The 17,957-nt window shown below is 40.8% G+C and carries 9 protein-coding genes; all 9 read left to right on the top strand.

From position 1 onward, the window contains the following. Positions 1-15: 15 nt before the first annotated feature. A complete protein-coding gene (locus tag ON09_RS04340) occupies positions 16-1,659 on the top strand; it encodes a RagB/SusD family nutrient uptake outer membrane protein (protein WP_010599834.1) in 1,644 nt (547 codons plus the stop codon). A gap of 57 nt (positions 1,660-1,716) precedes the next feature. Continuing rightward, complete coding sequence (locus ON09_RS04345) at positions 1,717-2,940, top strand: SusE domain-containing protein (protein WP_010599835.1); 1,224 nt, start codon at positions 1,717-1,719, stop codon at positions 2,938-2,940. A gap of 50 nt (positions 2,941-2,990) precedes the next feature. Beyond that, positions 2,991-4,547, top strand: coding sequence for a hypothetical protein (locus tag ON09_RS04350; RefSeq protein ID WP_010599836.1), 1,557 nt, complete (start codon positions 2,991-2,993; stop codon positions 4,545-4,547). A gap of 447 nt (positions 4,548-4,994) precedes the next feature. Next, positions 4,995-7,826 (top strand): SusC/RagA family TonB-linked outer membrane protein, encoded by a 2,832-nt coding sequence (locus tag ON09_RS04355; RefSeq protein ID WP_010599837.1) that lies wholly within the window; start codon positions 4,995-4,997, stop codon positions 7,824-7,826. Positions 7,827-7,836: 10 nt separating this feature from the next. Then, the gene (locus ON09_RS04360; protein ID WP_010599838.1) at positions 7,837-9,516 is read left to right on the top strand and encodes a RagB/SusD family nutrient uptake outer membrane protein; all 1,680 of its coding nucleotides are present in this window, start codon (positions 7,837-7,839) and stop codon (positions 9,514-9,516) included. 78 nt (positions 9,517-9,594) lie between these two features. After that, on the top strand, positions 9,595-12,711 hold the full coding sequence (locus ON09_RS04365; RefSeq protein ID WP_010599839.1) for a SusC/RagA family TonB-linked outer membrane protein: 3,117 nt from the start codon (positions 9,595-9,597) through the stop codon (positions 12,709-12,711). Between the two features lie 8 nt (positions 12,712-12,719). Next, a complete protein-coding gene (locus ON09_RS04370) occupies positions 12,720-14,459 on the top strand; it encodes a RagB/SusD family nutrient uptake outer membrane protein (RefSeq protein WP_010599840.1) in 1,740 nt (579 codons plus the stop codon). 277 nt (positions 14,460-14,736) lie between these two features. Continuing rightward, entirely contained in the window at positions 14,737-15,771 is a 1,035-nt protein-coding gene (locus tag ON09_RS04375) for a LacI family DNA-binding transcriptional regulator (protein ID WP_010599841.1), read from the top strand. Between the two features lie 134 nt (positions 15,772-15,905). After that, positions 15,906-17,957, top strand: a 2,052-nt coding sequence (locus tag ON09_RS04380; protein ID WP_010599842.1) for an FAD-dependent oxidoreductase, incomplete at its 3' end; no start/stop codon positions are given.

Here is a 17,957-nt window from a genome sequence, read left to right on the forward strand (position 1 = left end):
AATACAAACACGAAAATGAAAAATATTATTAATGCAAGCTTAGCGCTTATCATAATCATCTTCTTAGGCGGGTGTAAAAAGTTTTTGGAGGAGGATTTGAAAAATCAGCTCGCGCCAACCAATACTTATACCAGTACTTACGGATTTGAAGTAGGTAGTGCGGGTCTTTATGCCCTCGCTCGTTCTGAATATAATACTTATGGAGAGGGCGGCGCTTATATCCATAATGGCGCTGCGCCTTATGAAGCCTTGCAGGCGGCAACAGACATTGCTGATGTGATCAACAGTGATGCTTCTTTGATGGCCTTTGCTAATTTAACCCTTACACCAACCGAACGTTTTGTAGGTACTTATTGGAATTGGGCTTACAGTTTAATTTCATCAGCCAACTTAATGCTGGTGTATTCAGATCAAAATACCACTTGGGATTCGCCATCTGATAAAGTCCGCTTTCAGGCAGAAGCACGCTTTTTTAGGGCTTACGCTTACCGTACACTGGTTTATTTATATGGAGATGTTCCGTACGTAGAAACAATTCTTTATGATTTTCAATTAAACTTTACGCGTACGCCAAAAGCAGAGGTAATTGGCCACATGGTTGATGACCTAAAATTTGCAGTACAAAATCTGCCCTCAAACCCAGATCAGGTAAAAGACGGGAAAGTAACCAAATGGGCTGCAAGCCACTTGCTCAGCGAAGTTCAGTTGTTACAAGGCGATTATGCAGCTGCAGAACAGGCAGCACTGGCGGTAATTAATAGCGGATATTATAATCTGATGAAAACCAGGTTTGGTGTAAGTAAAGACAAACCTGGGGATGTTTTTAGCGATATGTTTCTAGAAAATAACCAAAACAGATTAGGTTCGGCTGCAAATAAGGAGAGCCTCTGGGTATTGCAGTTCCAGTTTAATGTAGTAGGCGGCGGTACCAATTCAGATGATTGGACACGTAGGGCATGGATTCCAAATTATTCTTCAATCACTGGCTTCGTTTTAGCCGATACGCTTGGTGGTCGTGGTTTGGCGCAATTGGTGCCAATGAAGTGGTGGACTGGTACTGCCCGCACGAATGCCAGTGGTAACGTGCCCGGCATCTTCACGGCTAATGATATTCGTAATTCAAACTTCAATATTAAACGTGACTGGTACTATAATAATCCTAACGAAAGCTCTTTGGTGGGCAAAAAGGCACCAATCACTGAGCAAACCTGGTTTACTACTAAAACTTTATTTCCGGCGGTTACAAAATTCTTCTATGGTCGGCCAGAGAATTTAAGTTTAACCGGAAGTTACAAAGATCGGATGAAGTTTCGTTTGGCTGAAACTTATCTATTGTTGGCAGAAGCTTATTTAGGACAAAACAATCCAGCTAAAGCAGCTGATGCCGTAAACGAAGTGCGCAGAAGAGCAGGTGCTACAGATGTAGCTGCAGCAAATATGAACATGGATTTTCTTTTGGATGAACGCATCAGGGAACTGGTAGGAGAGGAAAGTCGTCGATTTACTTTGGTTCGTACAAAGAAATATGTTGACCGTGTAAAACAGTATAACCCCGCTATTGCTGTTAAAGTGAATGAAAATTATGCGTTGTGGCCAATTCCACAGTCGATCAGAGACGCCAATACTGGGGCACCATTCCCCCAAAATCCTGGCTATTAATAAGCCATCTTTAAGTTACAGGAGTTAAAATAGAAAGTGATTTGATCTCAAAACATCATGAAAAAAAGCAACCATTTATATAAAATATTATTGCCCTTTAGTTTTTTGTTTTGCCTTTCGGCTTGCAAAAAAGGCATTAACGACATTGATAAAGTTCAGGAGAAGATGGAACTTAGGGTTTCATCTCCCAACGTAGCCTTAGATGAAAATTACCCGTCGAAAGACATCGTTACCTTTAGCTGGTCCCCAGCACGACCGCAATCTGATGACCATATGGTGACTTACACCACCCGGTTGGATGTGGTAGGAAATAATTTTGGAACCGCTACAACCATTATGACATTTGAAGATGATGGCATTTACAGTAAAAGCTTTAGTTCAGAGCAGCTTCAAAACTGGGCGAACGAAAAATGGGGAATTCCGGCCAATAAGTCTTTTACCCTGGAGTTTAGGGTAGTGGCCGAGTGGGAAGGCGGCGGAAGTTTTGAGGCCCCTGAAGTTAAAACCACAAGGGTAGAGGTTACTCCAATCAAAACCGTAGTTTTTGATGCGGATAAAGTTTTCTTGGGTGGATCAGCCATCACAGGCATTAATAAAATCGAAATGCCAAAAACACTGGAAAACCTTAACCAATATGCTTTTGTGTTGAATCTACAGCCTGGTAACCTCGAAATTCCGGTAGAATTTCGAGGAGCTACCAATTATGTAGTGCCTACCAGTGCCAATACTGTCCTGCAGGATGGCGAAGCAGTGCCAATCAGACTTCGAGAAAATCCATTTGCTTTCAAAATTGAAACAGCTGGTGCATACCGGGTAGTGGTAAATATGCAGAAAGCATCGGCAACGATTTACTCGCCAGCGACAGCTCTTACACCTCGTGTAGTTTCATGGAATGGTGAAGGTGGCGTTGCTCAAAATACCACAGTAACAGAATTATACATGCATGGTGCCATTAACAATTGGGGCAACCCAATTAAAATGGATTTGAAAGTAAGTCTGGCCGATCCGCAAGTACTGGTTTACACCGGTGGAAGGGTAGGCAAAGCTAAGTTTATTGTGTATGGCGGAAGCGATAATAATAAAAATTTATCTTATGCTTTTGTAGGTCCGCTTACCGACGCAGGTTTGCGTCAAGATCAAAATTTAGTGCTTGGAACAGCTTTAACGCTAGCAGGGGGCTCATCTGGAGAACATAGAAACGCTTACCTTACTATACCAGCAACGACAAATGTTTTGATTTTCGATTTGCGAAACAACACCATATTGGCCCAGAAACGCTAGCAATAATCACGTTTTAAAAAATTTTAACTGACGCTAAAAAATGAAAAAAAATGAACTATAAAATGATTGGTAGCAAAATACTGATCGCTGCCTTGTGTATGCTCGCCTTTGCCTGTAAAAAGAACAATAATGAAACCGAAAAACAAGCGGAAGGTACGTTGGTTAAACCAAACTACAACCGAAACACCATGTTCCGTAACCCGCTTAATGGTTGGGTAATGTATGGTTCAGGTACTGTCCAGCCAGGATATTGGGATACAGAATATTATGTTCCTGATTTGGGTAAAAAAGTTAAGGCTATAGATTATGCTTCAGCTTGCTATATTCGTACGCGTTGGGCAAACTTTAACCCTTCAAATGGCGTATATGCGTGGCGAGATCCGAGTACAGCGCTTTATAAAATGATTAAAGGCGCTCAAGACAGAGGTCTGCCGATTGCATTTCGTATTGTAGTTGATGGTCGTGACCAGGGCCTGAATACGCCTCAATTCGTTTTTGATGCAGGTGCAAAATACATCACCGAAGATCCAAAATTTCCAGATCGTAGAACGCCCCTTCCACAAGATCCAATTTTCAGGCAGCATTATGCTAAATTTATCGAAGAGTTGGCAAAGGATTTTAATGATCCAAAGAAAACTTCCTTTATTGATGCTTACGGTTTGGGCAAATGGGGAGAAGCCCACAATGTGATTTATTTTGATCCGGCTGCTAATGCACCAAAAGATAAAATTGAACAAGCAAAAGAAGAAGTGATGGATTGGATTTCAGATCTTTATGTGAAGAATTTCTCCAAAATACCTTTGGCGATAAACTACCACCGAGTGGTAGGCGATCCGGTAAGTTGGGGTTCGGCCAATCCAAATTCAGATCGTTTGTTAAAGAAATTGATTAATAAAGGCTATATATTACGCCAGGATGCTTTTGGTATGACTGACTATTACCAGAGTTGGGAAAAAGCATTCGCTAAAACCTGGAATTTCAAGCGCCCGATATTGATGGAGGGTGGCTGGATTACCAGCGGAACGCACCGCTATTGGACCGATCCAAGTGGAAAATACAGGGAAGGACATCCTGAAGATGTAAGAAAAGGGGAGTTTGATTCTTCATTGGAAGCAGCCGTAAATATGATGGATTTTCGCGTTGGAGATACTGAAAGCTGGTTTACTAAGTCATTTACATTGGTGCAGCGTTTTATTTCAGAAGGTGGTTATCGCTTGTACCCGGAGCGGGTGTATGTACCAGAAAAAGTGAGCGCTAATACTGAAACCACCATTACCCATCGCTGGAGAAACATGGGCTGGGGTTATTTGCCTAATAACATACCACAATGGAATTATAAATACAAAGTTGCTTTTGCTTTGTTAGATGGCTCTGGGACCGTAAAGAAAATAATTGTAGATCAATATGGAGAACCATCAACCTGGTTAAAAAGCAGTGCCACCACCTACGAACTGAAGACAAAGCTAGATGTGCCTGCTGGAGCCTATACCTGGGCTGTAGCTATTGTTGACACAACCAACGATAATAAGCCAGGTATCAGATTAGCTGTAAACGGCGATATGACTACTGATGGTTGGTACAAACTGATCAACGTTCAGGTTCAATAATATTTTTACGTTAATTGCTTTTAAACTTCCTGCTGCCTTTTTGGTGCACAGGAAGTTTTTTTTATTTTACGATCAATCCGCCTGCAAAGCGACGTGTCCTGGAGGATGGCGATTCCAATAGCAATTTTTGAAGGAAAAATGACAATTTAACAAGCTAAGGGTGGTATACTAAAGAGGTATAGTCCTCATTTGTTGTTTCATGGAAACGTTCCCAAAAATTGGGAACGTTTCCATGAAAAATAGATATCTCTTCCTGAGGGTAAGACTCAAAACGTAGATATATTTGAGTGTAATCAGATACAATAACAAATCCTAACCAAATTAATATGCAGAATAAATCTACACTACATTTATTGAAGGGCGCATAAGTTATTACTTTTGCGGCATGGATCAAGTCGATCGCTGCCTTTATAGCCTAACCTCTTTTTAAACCTAAATAAACCACTCATGTCAGTTTTCATTAAACCGCTGAGGGTATTCGCCTGCTGTGCCTTATTTATTAATCAGGCATCAAGGCTACATGCCCAGCAGGTTCCAGATACGATCAGCAAAAAGCAGGATACCATGCAGCTGGTGGATAAGAAACTCAAAAAACTTATCTACTTTAATACGCCAAAAACACTTTCAACAGTTTCTTCAACCGCTATTCCAGGTGCTGAACTTACCAGTACTTTAGTGGCGTCTTACCCCATTGCCTTAGCAGGTAGGTTGGCAGGTTTAACCACAAGTCAAAACAGCGGACAACCTTTCAACGAGGGATATAGCATGCGCCTAAGGGGGCAAAGTCCTTTAATTTTTATTGATGGTATTCCACGTTCGGTTTCAGAAATTGGAATAGAGGAAATAGAATCGGTTACGGTGCTGAAAGATGCTGTTTCTTTAGCCATGTTGGGTGTTAGAGGAGCAAATGGTGCAGTTTCAATTGTAACAAAAAAAGGGATGGTCGCCGGACAAAAAATCAGTTTCACCGGGCAATGGGGTATTCAACAGCCAATTCAGAATTTAATATCAAAGCCTCTAGATGCTTTCAATTATGCCACATTATATAACGAGGCATTAACCAACGACGGACTTTCAGCTGCCAATAATGGTTTTAGCCAATCCGCTATCAATGCATACCAAACAGGTAGCGATCCTCTCCGCTATCCAAATGTAAATTGGGCCGATGAAGTTTTAAGAAAATCAGCAGCCATTGCCAGGTACAATTTAAATACCAGTGGTGGTAATCAGTATGTTCGATTTTTTGTGAATCTGGAGCATTTTAAACAAGATGGTTTACTGAAAACAAGAGACGATATCAACACCAAATATTCAACCGATGCGAATTTTGTAGGTTATTTCATTCGCTCGAATGTGGATGTTAATCTGACCGACAAATTAAGCGCTGGCCTTTATGTTCAGGGGCGCATTTTAACCGATAACAGTCCCGGCAACTCTGGAACTCAAGGTATTTTTAATGCTCTAAAGGCTACGCCAAATAGTGCTTACCCTATTTTTAATGCCAACGGCACGTACGGCGGTTCTGCTCAGTTTCAAAATAATATTGTAGCCCAGGGTGTGAGTGCGGGTTATTCTAAAACTAACACCCGAACGGTTCTTTCCGACTTTTACCTGAAATATAATTTAGACGATTTATCTAAAGGTTTATGGGTAAAAGCAAGGGCATCATTCTTCAGTAATCTGGCAGAAAACTATATTAGGAATAAATCTTTTGCGGTATTTGAGCAAATAAGTGGCTTTGGTACTTTATCTCCCGTTTATCGTCAGTATAATAACAATACTGACCAGGCAAATGGTAACAACATTGCCTTCCAGAACAGATCAGATTTTCAGGAATTATCTTTTGGCTACCAACGTGATTTCGGTTTAAATGGTGTTGATGCTGTAATACTGGCCAATAGAGATAACTTAATCAATGGGTCGAATTTACCCTACGCCATTCAGGGTATTTCCGGTCACGTATCTTACAATTACGATAAAAAATACCTTGCTGAAGTTTCTTTTTCACAAAGTGGCGCCAACCGTTATCCGGATAAAGGCGGATTTAAATATGGCTTTTTCCCAGCTCTTGGTTTAGGTTGGAATATCCAACAAGAGGATTTTTTGAAAGAAAACAGCTGGCTTAATCAGCTGAAGTTGTACGCTTCATATGGAAAAGTAGGCAGAGACAATGGCGCTTACTACACTTATCAGCAAGTTTATAATGGTTCACCTGGTGCAATTTTCGGAAGCAGTGCGGGTACAGCCACAACTATTGGCGAATCGTTTCTGGCGAATCCAGCCATTACCTGGGAATATGCGAAGATGCTGAATATCGGTATTGATGCAGGTTTTCTAAACGATAGGCTTGGTTTAAATGTAGAATATTACAAAAATAATTTTGCTGATTTAAGTATTATGAGGGGAAATGGAAGTTCATTATTGGGCATTTCTTATCCGAATGAAAACATTGGAAAACAAAATTATTATGGTTGGGAAGCGCAGTTAAGCTGGAATGAACAAAAGAAAAAATGGGGTTATTTTGTGAGATTGAATGCCAGTTTACAGAAGAATAAACTCATTTACAGTGCAGAAGCCAACCAACGATATAGCTGGATGCAGCGTACAGGTCACCCTGTTGGGCAAACCTATGGTTACATCGCCGAAGGTTTGTTTCGTAGCCAGCAGGAAATTACTGGTTATCCTACCATCGAGGGGTACACGCCCCAACCTGGTGACATCAAATACAGGGATTTAAACGGCGATGGAGTAATCAACCAATATGACCAGACAACCATCGGCTCGCAAAAACCCAGTTTGTTTTTAGGGGCCAAGTTAGGATTTCATGTTGTTGGCTTTGATGTGAGCGCTTTGGTTCAAGGTGTGATTAATCAGGAAGTTTACCTGTCGGACAATAGCTATTGGGAGTTTCAAGGTGGAACAGCGCAGGCTTACCAAACCCATTTAAATAGATTTACGCCAGCCACGGCTAATACAGCAGCCTATCCAAGGTTGACTACCAACTCGGGCCCAAGAAACGGTGCGACCAACAATTTTGTAAGCTCGTCCTTCTGGTTAAGAAATGGCGATTTTGTCAGGCTGAGGAATGTAGAGTTGGGTTACACACTTCCAGCTAGGCTTACTCAAAAAGTGGGGCTAAAATCTACCCGCTTATTCACGAACGGGCTAAACCTATGGACTTTAAGTTCGAAAACATTTAACGGTGCCGATCCAGAAAACTTCAATGGGAATTATCCGATTGAGCGTATATTTTCCTTCGGTGTAAATATTCAATTATAGCATTACAGATATGAAAAGTGTACTTTATTTATTAATCATCGTATCGGTGCTGGCCCAATCATGTAAAAAATTCGAAAATGAACCTGAAGAGCGGGTACTGGAAACAGATGTATTTGATCCTACAGATCAAATGGGTGTTCAATCAACCGCTTATTTATTAGGTATTTATTCTTTCTTGCCAGATGGGTTTAACCGGATTGGCGGTGATTTTTTAGATGCGGCAACCGATGATGCGGTTCCTTCTTCGGAGCGATCGACAATTATGTTGTTCACCAATGGACAACTCAACGCAACTAATCATCCTGATAATAATTGGGCAAATAGTTATACCCTCATTAGGAGAAGCAATGTGTTTTTAAATAACATAGGTGTGGTGCCTATTCCTGACGCAACAAAGAAAAGACAGGTTGCCGAAGCTCGTTTTCTGCGTGCCTTCGCCTACTTCGAATTGCTGAAACGTTATGGCGGTATTCCTTTGGTGGGTAATCAGGTATTTGATCTAAACAGTGATTTAAACTTACCTCGAAATACTTTCGCAGAATGTGTAGATTACATTGCCGCAGAATGCGATGCTATTACGCCAGATCTGCCTAATGGTTCTGCCGTTGCGGCTACTGAGTTTGGCCGTGTTCCATCTGAAGCGGCAATGGCTTTGAAATGTAGATTGTATTTGTATGCTGCCAGTCCATTGTTCAATGGCGGTGGTTTTGAAAGCAATCCGCAGTTAAAATCGATTACAGGTTATCCCACAAATGATCCGGCCAGATGGCAACGTGTAATTACCATTGCTGAAGCATTAATTGCCAAAGGTTATTATAAATTACCTGCAGGAACCGGAACTGCTGCTTACACAGCTGTGTTTACAACGAAAATCAATACCGATATTATTTTATCTAACCAATCTTCAAATTCTACTGTAATTGAAAATGCAAATGCGCCGGTAGGTTATGTAGCTCCTACAACCAGTAACGGAAGAAATAGCCCGACTCAAAACTTTGTAAATGCTTTCAATAATATGAATGGAACAGTTTATACAGGGACTACTACTTCTGCATCGCAATATGAAAACCGCGATCCACGGTTGAAAGCCATTTTGTTTCACAATGGCGTACAATGGTTAGGTAGGGCAGTGCAGACATATGAAGGTGGCTTAGATAAACCTAACCAGGCTTTTAAAACGCAAACCAAAACTTCTTATTATTTAAGAAAATTTATGGCCGATTTTTCTACCTCTGCTACTTATTCAAACCAAAGTCACAACTTCCCATATTTCCGCTTTGCTGATGTTTTATTGAGCTACGCTGAAGCATTGAATGAGGTAGGAAGGGTAGAAGATGCTGTTCGCCAACTGAATTTGGTACGTGCCAGGGCGGGTATTGCTGCAGGTACGGGAAACAGATTTGGTGTACCAGTTGGTGTTAGTCAAGCTCAGCTTCGCGACCTGATCAAGAATGAAAGACGCATTGAGCTAAGCTTTGAAGAACATCGTTTCTGGGATTTGCGCAGGTGGAAAATGAGTAATGAGTTAAGTGCTACTTTACAAGGGTTAACCATCACTCAAAATGACCCATTATATGTACTCAAAAATGTGAACACGATGGCATTTCAGCCTAAATATTATCACATGCCCATTCCATACTCAGAAATAATCAGGAATAATAAGTTGGTTCAAAATGAAGGTTATTTCTAACCCAACTCAGGGATTGAATTTAAACACCGGTGATAACGCCAGCAATAGATAATGCGGCTATTCAATAAAAATTATAAGATGAAAAAAATAACATATTTATGCTGCATTTTCTTGATGCTCCTGAGCATAGCTGCCTATGCACAGCGAAAGCAAATCACGGGTGTGGTTAGCGATCAATCCGGGCTTTTGCCTGGCGCAACGGTGGTCGAAAAAAGTAATCCATCCAACGGAACCACCACAAACCAGGATGGAAAATTTACGCTTAGTGTTAGTAGCAATACCCTTGTGATTCGGTTAATCGGTTATGCTACCCGAGAAATTAATATCGACGGGCAAACGAATATCACCATATCCTTAAATGAAGATAAGACCGACCTGGATGATGTAGTGGTGGTAGGTTACGGCACACAAAAGAAAAAGACCTTAACAGGTGCGGTAGCAAGTATAGGTGGAGATGAGATTAGGCAAAGTCCATCGCCAAGTTTGCAAAACTCGCTAGCCGGACGGATTACTGGTTTTTCATCTCAACAAATCAGTGGACAGCCGGGTGCTGATGGAGCAAGATTCTACATCCGTGGGGTGAGTTCTTATGTATCAGGTGCGAGTAACAATCCTTTAATTTTAGTGGATGATATTGAATTCACATATGATCAGTTCTCACAGTTGAGCGCCAATGAGGTAGAATCGGTAAGTATCTTGAAAGATGCGGCAACTACTTCAATCTACGGTATTAAAGGTGCAAATGGGGTGATTTTAGTAACAACCACTCGTGGTAAAGTAGGGAAGCCAAGGATTAGTTTATTGGTTGAATATGGATTGAGCCAGCTCACACGAACACCAAAGGCCTTAGGTTCATATGAAGCCGCTTCACTAATTAATGAAGCGCAGGTGAATACCAATAACTTAAATCCAAACCCAAGTTTTGTGCGCACCTTTTCTGATAACGATTTAGAATTGTATAGAACCGGTGCTGATCCTTATGGACATCCAAACAATGATTGGTCTGACATCCTTTTAAAAAGATTTGCACCGCAAGCTAAAGCTAACTTTAATGTAAACGGTGGTACAGAAAAGGCAAAGTATTTTGTTTCGATTGGTTATTTAAATCAAGGTGGTCAGCTGAAAGATTTTAGTGAAGATTTAAATAGTAAATTTTATTACAAACGTTACAATTATCGCTCTAACATCGATTTGAAAGTAACTAAAACACTTGATGTAAAATTTGACCTGTTCGGGAATGTAGATGAAACTAATGCTAATAATGCTACTGTCAATAATACCATCTTTAGTGATTTGGGTCGTTTGGGCGAAACAGCACCGTTTAACTATCCTGTATACAATCCAAACGGAACTTTAGGTTACAGTGTTTGGCAAAGGACCGCATCTGGCAGAAATAATAATAATATTGTGGGTCGTTTAATGTACAATGGTTACTACCGTACATTTAATAACAACATCAATTTATCCACGTCAGCTAATCAGAAATTAGATTTCATCACTTCAGGACTTTCCATAAAAGGTGTATTGGCTTATCGCAACCTGTACTTTTACAGTCGCTCTCTTTCCAGGCCGGTAACAGGAACTGGTTTCATTTCTTACGTATACGATCCGGTTACTGATTCATACAGCTTTGGTCAACGTGATAATATCTTTAGGATTAGTACGCCTGGCTTAAGTTATTCATCCGGAAGCACTGCGAGTGCACTGACCATGCAGGCCATGTTAAACTACGGCAGAAGTTTTGGAAATCACAATGTTTCTGGGTTGATTTTGTATAATACAAATGATAAGAGAGCTCAAAATACCACTAACTCAAATTTGTACAATTTTATTCCAGAAGTATTTAGCGGTATTACTGCAAGGTTTGGTTACGATTACAGGCAAAAATATTTAATTGAACTCAGCGGTGCCTATAACGGTTCCGATCGTTTTGCGCAAGGCAAGAAAAAGGGGTTTTTCCCTGCTGCATCTGTAGGTTGGAATATTGCCGAAGAAACCTTCGTTAAAGACAATTTACATTTCATCGATCAGTTTAAATTAAGAGGTTCTTATGGTGTTGTAGGCGCAGATAATACAGGTGGTGTGTATGCTTACCTGCAGAATTGGGCAACAGGATCGGGAAGTGGTTTGTTTGGCCTGGCCACGAATAATGGATATGGTACGGTAACTGAGGGTACATTAGCCAACAATGAGGTAACATGGGAGAAAGATAAAAAGTTAGACATTGGTCTGGATATGGCTTTCTTCAAAAACAAACTATCTGCTAAACTGGATTATTTCAATAATAACCGATACGATATCATTACTAACCGTGGAACCATTTCTGCTGTATTCGGACAGAATTTACCATTGGTAAACATCGGTAAAACGAATAATAGGGGTTTTGAGGCTGAAATCAGCTTTAGAGATGAGATCTCCAAAGATTGGAATTACTTTATTCAGGGCACTTATTCACTCGCTAAAAATAAAATTACTTTTAGAGATGAAGCAGAAACTTTATACCCTTATCAACGAGAAACCGGACAAGCCATTGGATCTGTGTTGAAATACAAATGGACCGGTGAATTTTACACACTGGAAGATATCGCTAACCCTGCTGTTCCAAAACCAACTATTGGCGGAAGACCAGGTGACATCAAGTACATGGATCTGAACGGCGATGGGGTGATAGATGCCAATGACAGATCGTTTTTTGGAAGTACCAATTTACCTACAACTATTGCAGGGATTACCTTGGGAGTAGGGTACAAAAATTTCAGACTTAGTGTTTTATTCCAGGCCGCTTTAGATTTCGTTGCCAGTGCACAAGGGGCAGTTATTCACCACAATGCCAGTAACCAGTTGCCAATTCACCAGCAACACTGGACACCAGCTTTGGGTAACAATGCCAAATACCCTCAATTATATACAACAGCATTGAGCCAAAGTCCGAGAGATTTTTACTCAGATTTTTGGGCAATTCCGGGCGATTATGTACGTCTGAAAACAGCCGAATTGAGTTATAGCGCTGGTCCGAAACTATTGTCGAAATTAGGTGTAAAAGGGTTGCGATTATACACCAATGGGTACAATTTATTAACCTTTACCAAGCTGGATAGGCTATACAACTTAGATCCCGAAGTACTGGAGTCTGCCGGCGATTTGCCATATCCGCCAACAAGAATAATCAACATGGGTTTAAACGTTACTTTCTAATTTGTACCATGAAAAAAATATTAATTACAGCGATGCTTCCTTTGGTATTCTTAGCCTGCAAGAAATCAGGAGGTTTGGAAGATAAAACTACAGGATTAACCGAAGAAGCTGTCTTTACCGATAGCGTTCAAACGAACAATTTTTTAAACAGAATTTATCTAGATGCCGGTTATACTTTTGGGCCATCACGTTTTAATTCGGCAGGAGGTTCTGGAAATACAGAATTGGCAACTGATAACGCTGAAGGAAATAATAACCTTTCAGTATGGGGAAATGCCTATGCACAAGGAACTATTGGTCCATCGAATGTTTTAACCGGTTTTGGTACTGATAAAGATTTTTGGACTACACCATACAAAAACATCCGTAGGGTTAACCTTTTACTAGAGAAAATTGGTGGTGCACCTTTCCACGAATCAACCAAAAAAAGAATGCGTGCGGAAGCCAGATTTTTAAGAGCATTTTATTACCAACATATGGTAATCGCCTTTGGGGGAATACCTTTGATTGGCGATCAGGTTTTTGGGATCAATGATATTATTAACCTGCCAAGAAGTTCTTACGAAGACTGCGTTGCATACATGGTTTCAGAGTTAGATGCAGCAGCAGCCGATTTAGCCAATGTTACTTATAAAGATATTGATTTTGGCCGGGTTACGGGAGGTGCTTGCTTGGCCTTAAAATCCAGGGTGTTGTTGTATGCAGCTAGTCCGCTCTTTAATGGTGGTGGGACGACCAAAAGTGCGGCAGTTGGCTATCCAGCATTTAATGCAAACAGGTGGCAACAAGCTGCCGATGCTGCCGAAGCTTTAATCAATACGAACCTGTATAGCTTAAATGTAGATAACACTACGCGACCAGGAAATGGATTTTATCAGGTATTTTTAAAGCGTGTGAATACTGAATACATTTTCCAATACAACCGCCCGGCACAAAAAGAATTCGAAGCATATTATTTGCCGCCAACCCGTACGGGCGCATCGATTATGAAACCTACTCAAAGCTTGGTAGAAGCATTTCCGATGAGAGACGGTAAAGCAATCAGTGAAAGCAGCACGTACAATCCAAACGACCCTTATGTGAACAGAGATCCTCGTTTTGAATATTCTATTATTTACAATGGACTTTCCTACATCAATAATAGTTCAGTAAAAACGGTGGTGTACACCTACACCAGTACCGGTTCAACCATTGCAAATACCACTGCGGATGCTTATACGCCGAATAATCAGTTTACGGGGTATTTCGGTCGGAAAATGTGTGATGAAAACATTTCGAATGGTTTATCGGCAACTACTGAAAGAGCCTGGCCGCTAATTCGATATGCTGAAATTTTATTAAATTATGCGGAGGCGATTAATGAGGTGGGACAACCAGAAAAAGCTGTAGAAAAATTAGCGCTATTGAGAAATAGAGCGGGAATCTTGCCGGGTGCAGATGGCAGATATGGTATTAAAACAGGTATATCGGTTGCTGAACTGCGAACGTTAATTCGAAATGAGCGTAGAATTGAATTGGCTTTTGAAGACCACCGTTTTAATGATATTAGAAGATGGAAAATAGCGTCTGCTGTACTTAAAGGCTTCAATAGCATTGATATCATTACACGTACAGGCACCAACACGTTTGTGCATACTGTCTCGAGGGCACCTCGACCATTAAATTTTAGAGATGCCATGTATCTTCTGCCTATTCCGCTATCTGAAATACAGAAAATGCCGATGATGGAGCAAAACCCAGGTTACTAATTTTTGGTCAGTTTTATATCTCTGAAAGATGGCAAGGGCAACGTATTAACGTTGCCTTTTGCTTTTGAAACAATTGAAGGTATAGATCATAGCAGGTTGCAATTATTTTCATCATCAAAAAAGTAAGCCTAAATGTATAGTTTTAAAATGGCGCCTTGGTTTTTCTTTGTGATGATAAAACAATGTATGGGGTTTTAGCGGCGTTTAATTTTAATGATTTAAATTGTAAATTTCATTCGAATTTCTTTATTTGTAGTTCAACCATAGACTAAATTGTATGAAAAGTAATCAAGTAACTATCGTAGATATTGCGAACGAATTAAAGATGTCAAAATCTACGGTTTCAAGAGCACTTACTGGCCACCCGAATGTTAAACCGGAAACAAGAGCCAAAGTAACCGAACTAGCAGAGAAACTTGATTACCAAAGAAATATGCTTTCCATCAGTTTAATTACCAATAAAACGAAAACCATTGGTATTGTCCTGCCCGATTTCTTTACATCTTTCTTTCCACAGGTGGTGGTAGGTGCCCAAGAAGAAGCCGCCAGGCAAGGTTACAGTGTCATCGTGTCGCAGTGCAATGAAAGTTATGAAACCGAGGTCGCCAATTCGAAGGTAATGCTGGCCAATAGGGTAGATGGAGTAATGGTATCCCTAACGAAGGAAACCCTAAATTACGATCATTGGAAAGCTTTTATCAGAAAGAAAATTCCAGTCGTGTTCTTTAATCGCGTGTGCGAGGAGATGATGGTGCCAAAAGTCGTGGTGAACGATTATGATGCAGCATTTCAGGCGGTAAAACACCTCATTTCAATCGGTAAACGTAGAATTGCGCATTTGGCAGGACCAGCACAATTAGTGATCAGCCGCAAGCGAATGAATGGCTATCGCGATGCGCTGATTAAAAATAACATTCCTATAGATGAAGATCTGATCATTGAGTTCGACTTGAACCTCACTAAAGTGAAAATGTACGTGAAGCATTTGTTAGGGATGACCAATCCGCCTGATGCGATATTTGCGGTGAATGACCCAACGGCTATTGAAGCCATTCAGATCATCAAGCAATCAGGCAAACGCATTCCCGAGGATATTGCAGTAGTGGGTTTTAGTGATAATTATGGTTCAAACTTTATCGAGCCAAGCCTGACTACGATTGCTCAACCAGTTAAAGAAATTGGGAAAACGGCGATGGAATTATTGTTAGGTTTAATGGATAAAGATATTTCGGAATGGAAGCCGTTAATTAAAACGCTTGATACTGAGTTGGTTGTTAGAAATTCTACCGTAAAGCAGGTGCTAGAGCAATAAGATACTAGGCCCTTATCGTAGGGAACGTTCCCAATTTTCGGGAGCGTTCCCATCATATTTTCAGTTTTCCCAAGCACCGATCTGTTGATAATAAAAAATATCTTCGAGCTGATAACTATTGCCCTAAACTAGTAATGAAAAAAGAGCAGGCTTCGGCGAAACGAGATTTAAAAAAAATCAATTTAACGGCAGATTTAGTTGTTGCAGGCGGCGGACTTTCGGGTGTGTGTGCTGCAATTACAGCTGCCAGACAAGGTATAAAGGTACTTCTGTTACAAGATAGACCCGTTTTGGGTGGCAACTCTTCAAGTGAGGTCAGGTTGTGGATCTTAGGTGCAACATCGCACATGGGCAATAACAACCGATGGGCTAGGGAAGGCGGTGTGATTGATGAAATTTTAGTTGAAAATACCTACAAAAATCCGGAGGGAAACCCAATGATTTTGGATATGATCTTATTGGATAAGGTGATTAAGGAAAGGAATATTCAACTGCTTTTAAATACGGCTGTTTTTGAGATTGATAAAACAGCGGATCAAATCAAATCGATTACTGCTTTTTGCAGCCAGAACTCCACTTTGTATCAGCTGGAGGCACCCTTGTTTTGCGATGCCACAGGCGATGGTATTGTCGGTTTTCTCGCTGGTGCTGCATTTCGAATGGGCGCCGAAAGTAAAGATGAGTTTGATGAAGGCATGGCGCCAACTGCAGAATATGGAGAGTTGTTGGGGCACTCTCTTTATTTCTACAGTAAAGATACTGGCCGGCCAGTGAAATTCACACCGCCAAATTTTGCCTTAAGTGATATCAAGGAGATTCCGCGTTTTAAACAATTTAATGCAAATGAGTTTGGTTGTAAGCTATGGTGGGTAGAATATGGAGGCAGATTAGACACCGTTCATGATACTGAAAAAATTAAATGGGAACTTTGGAAAGTTGTTTACGGCATATGGAACCACATTAAAAATTCTGGAGAATTCCCTGAAGCAGAAAATTTGACATTAGAGTGGGTGGGCACCATTCCCGGCAAGCGTGAGAGTAGACGCTTTGAAGGTGATTATATCTTGACACAGAAAGATTTGGTTGAACAACGTCACCACGATGATGCGATTGCTTTTGGTGGCTGGTCGATAGATCTGCACCCGGCGGATGGTGTCTACAGCGAAAGACCGGGTTGTAATCAATGGCATGGAAAAGGAATTTTCGAAATTCCATATCGTACATTATACAGCAGGAATATCAATAACTTATTTATCGCTGGTCGTATTATCAGTGTAAGCCACGTGGCTTTCGGTGCAACTCGTGTAATGGCCACTTGTGCTTATATTGGTCAGGCGATCGGTATGGCTGCGGTATTATGTAAAAACGGAGGACTGCTGCCAAGGGACGTGCTGACCAACGGACACATCCAAGAATTACAGCAAAAATTATCTTTAAACGGGCAATACATTCCGGGCGTAACGATCAACGACGCTTTGGATTTAATTCCACGAAGCGAGATTTCCGTTTCAAGTACGCTAGATTTCAAAGGATTTGACCATGTCGATCTTTGGAAAACCTTAACAACTCCTTCTGCACAGCTTTTTCCTATGGTAAACGGCGAATTACCAGTATTTAACGTTGCCGTAAATGCAATCAAACCAACAACCTTAAAAGCATCTTTAAGAGTTAGTAAAAGACCGGGAGGTTTTACGCCAGATCAGACTTTAGCCACGAAGGAAATTAAAATTCAACCGGGTGAACAAGATATCAACCTTAATTTTGGCTTAAATTTGTCGAGAGCGAGCTATGTCTTTGTAGTTTTTGAAGCAAATGAAGCTATCCAACTCGGCTTTACAGAAAAACGGGTTACCGGAATTCTGTCGGTATTCAACTCAATAAACAAAGCAGTTTCCAATTTTGGTAGGCAAATGCCTCCGGCAGATGCAGGTGTTGATGAATTCGAGTTCTGGTGTCCACAACGTAGACCACAGGGGCAAAATTTAGCGATTTCCCTAGCTGTATCTCAACCGGTTTTCGATAAATCAAACCTGACCAGCGGGATTGATAGGCCCGTTCGTCAGCCCAATGCTTGGGTGGCAGATCCTGCTGATGCTTCGCCAAGTTTAAATTTTGAATGGGATGAGGTGAAGACAATTAAACAAATTGACTTATGGTTTGATACAGATTTTGATCAGTGTGTACGT

The organism is Pedobacter agri PB92, from assembly GCF_000258495.1.
In the GTDB taxonomy this organism is placed as follows: Bacteria; Bacteroidota; Bacteroidia; order Sphingobacteriales; family Sphingobacteriaceae; genus Pedobacter; species Pedobacter agri.

What these genes read in the sequence shown, in the direction of transcription:
- ON09_RS04370 (WP_010599840.1), top strand. Translation starts at nt 12,720, where the DNA reads ATGAAAAAAATATTAATTACAGCGATGCTTCCTTTGGTATTCTTAGCC.
- ON09_RS04365 (WP_010599839.1), top strand. Translation starts at nt 9,595, where the DNA reads ATGAAAAAAATAACATATTTATGCTGCATTTTCTTGATGCTCCTGAGC.
- ON09_RS04350 (WP_010599836.1), top strand. Translation starts at nt 2,991, where the DNA reads ATGAACTATAAAATGATTGGTAGCAAAATACTGATCGCTGCCTTGTGT.
- ON09_RS04345 (WP_010599835.1), top strand. Translation starts at nt 1,717, where the DNA reads ATGAAAAAAAGCAACCATTTATATAAAATATTATTGCCCTTTAGTTTT.
- ON09_RS04355 (WP_010599837.1), top strand. Translation starts at nt 4,995, where the DNA reads ATGTCAGTTTTCATTAAACCGCTGAGGGTATTCGCCTGCTGTGCCTTA.
- ON09_RS04340 (WP_010599834.1), top strand. Translation starts at nt 16, where the DNA reads ATGAAAAATATTATTAATGCAAGCTTAGCGCTTATCATAATCATCTTC.
- ON09_RS04375 (WP_010599841.1), top strand. Translation starts at nt 14,737, where the DNA reads ATGAAAAGTAATCAAGTAACTATCGTAGATATTGCGAACGAATTAAAG.
- ON09_RS04360 (WP_010599838.1), top strand. Translation starts at nt 7,837, where the DNA reads ATGAAAAGTGTACTTTATTTATTAATCATCGTATCGGTGCTGGCCCAA.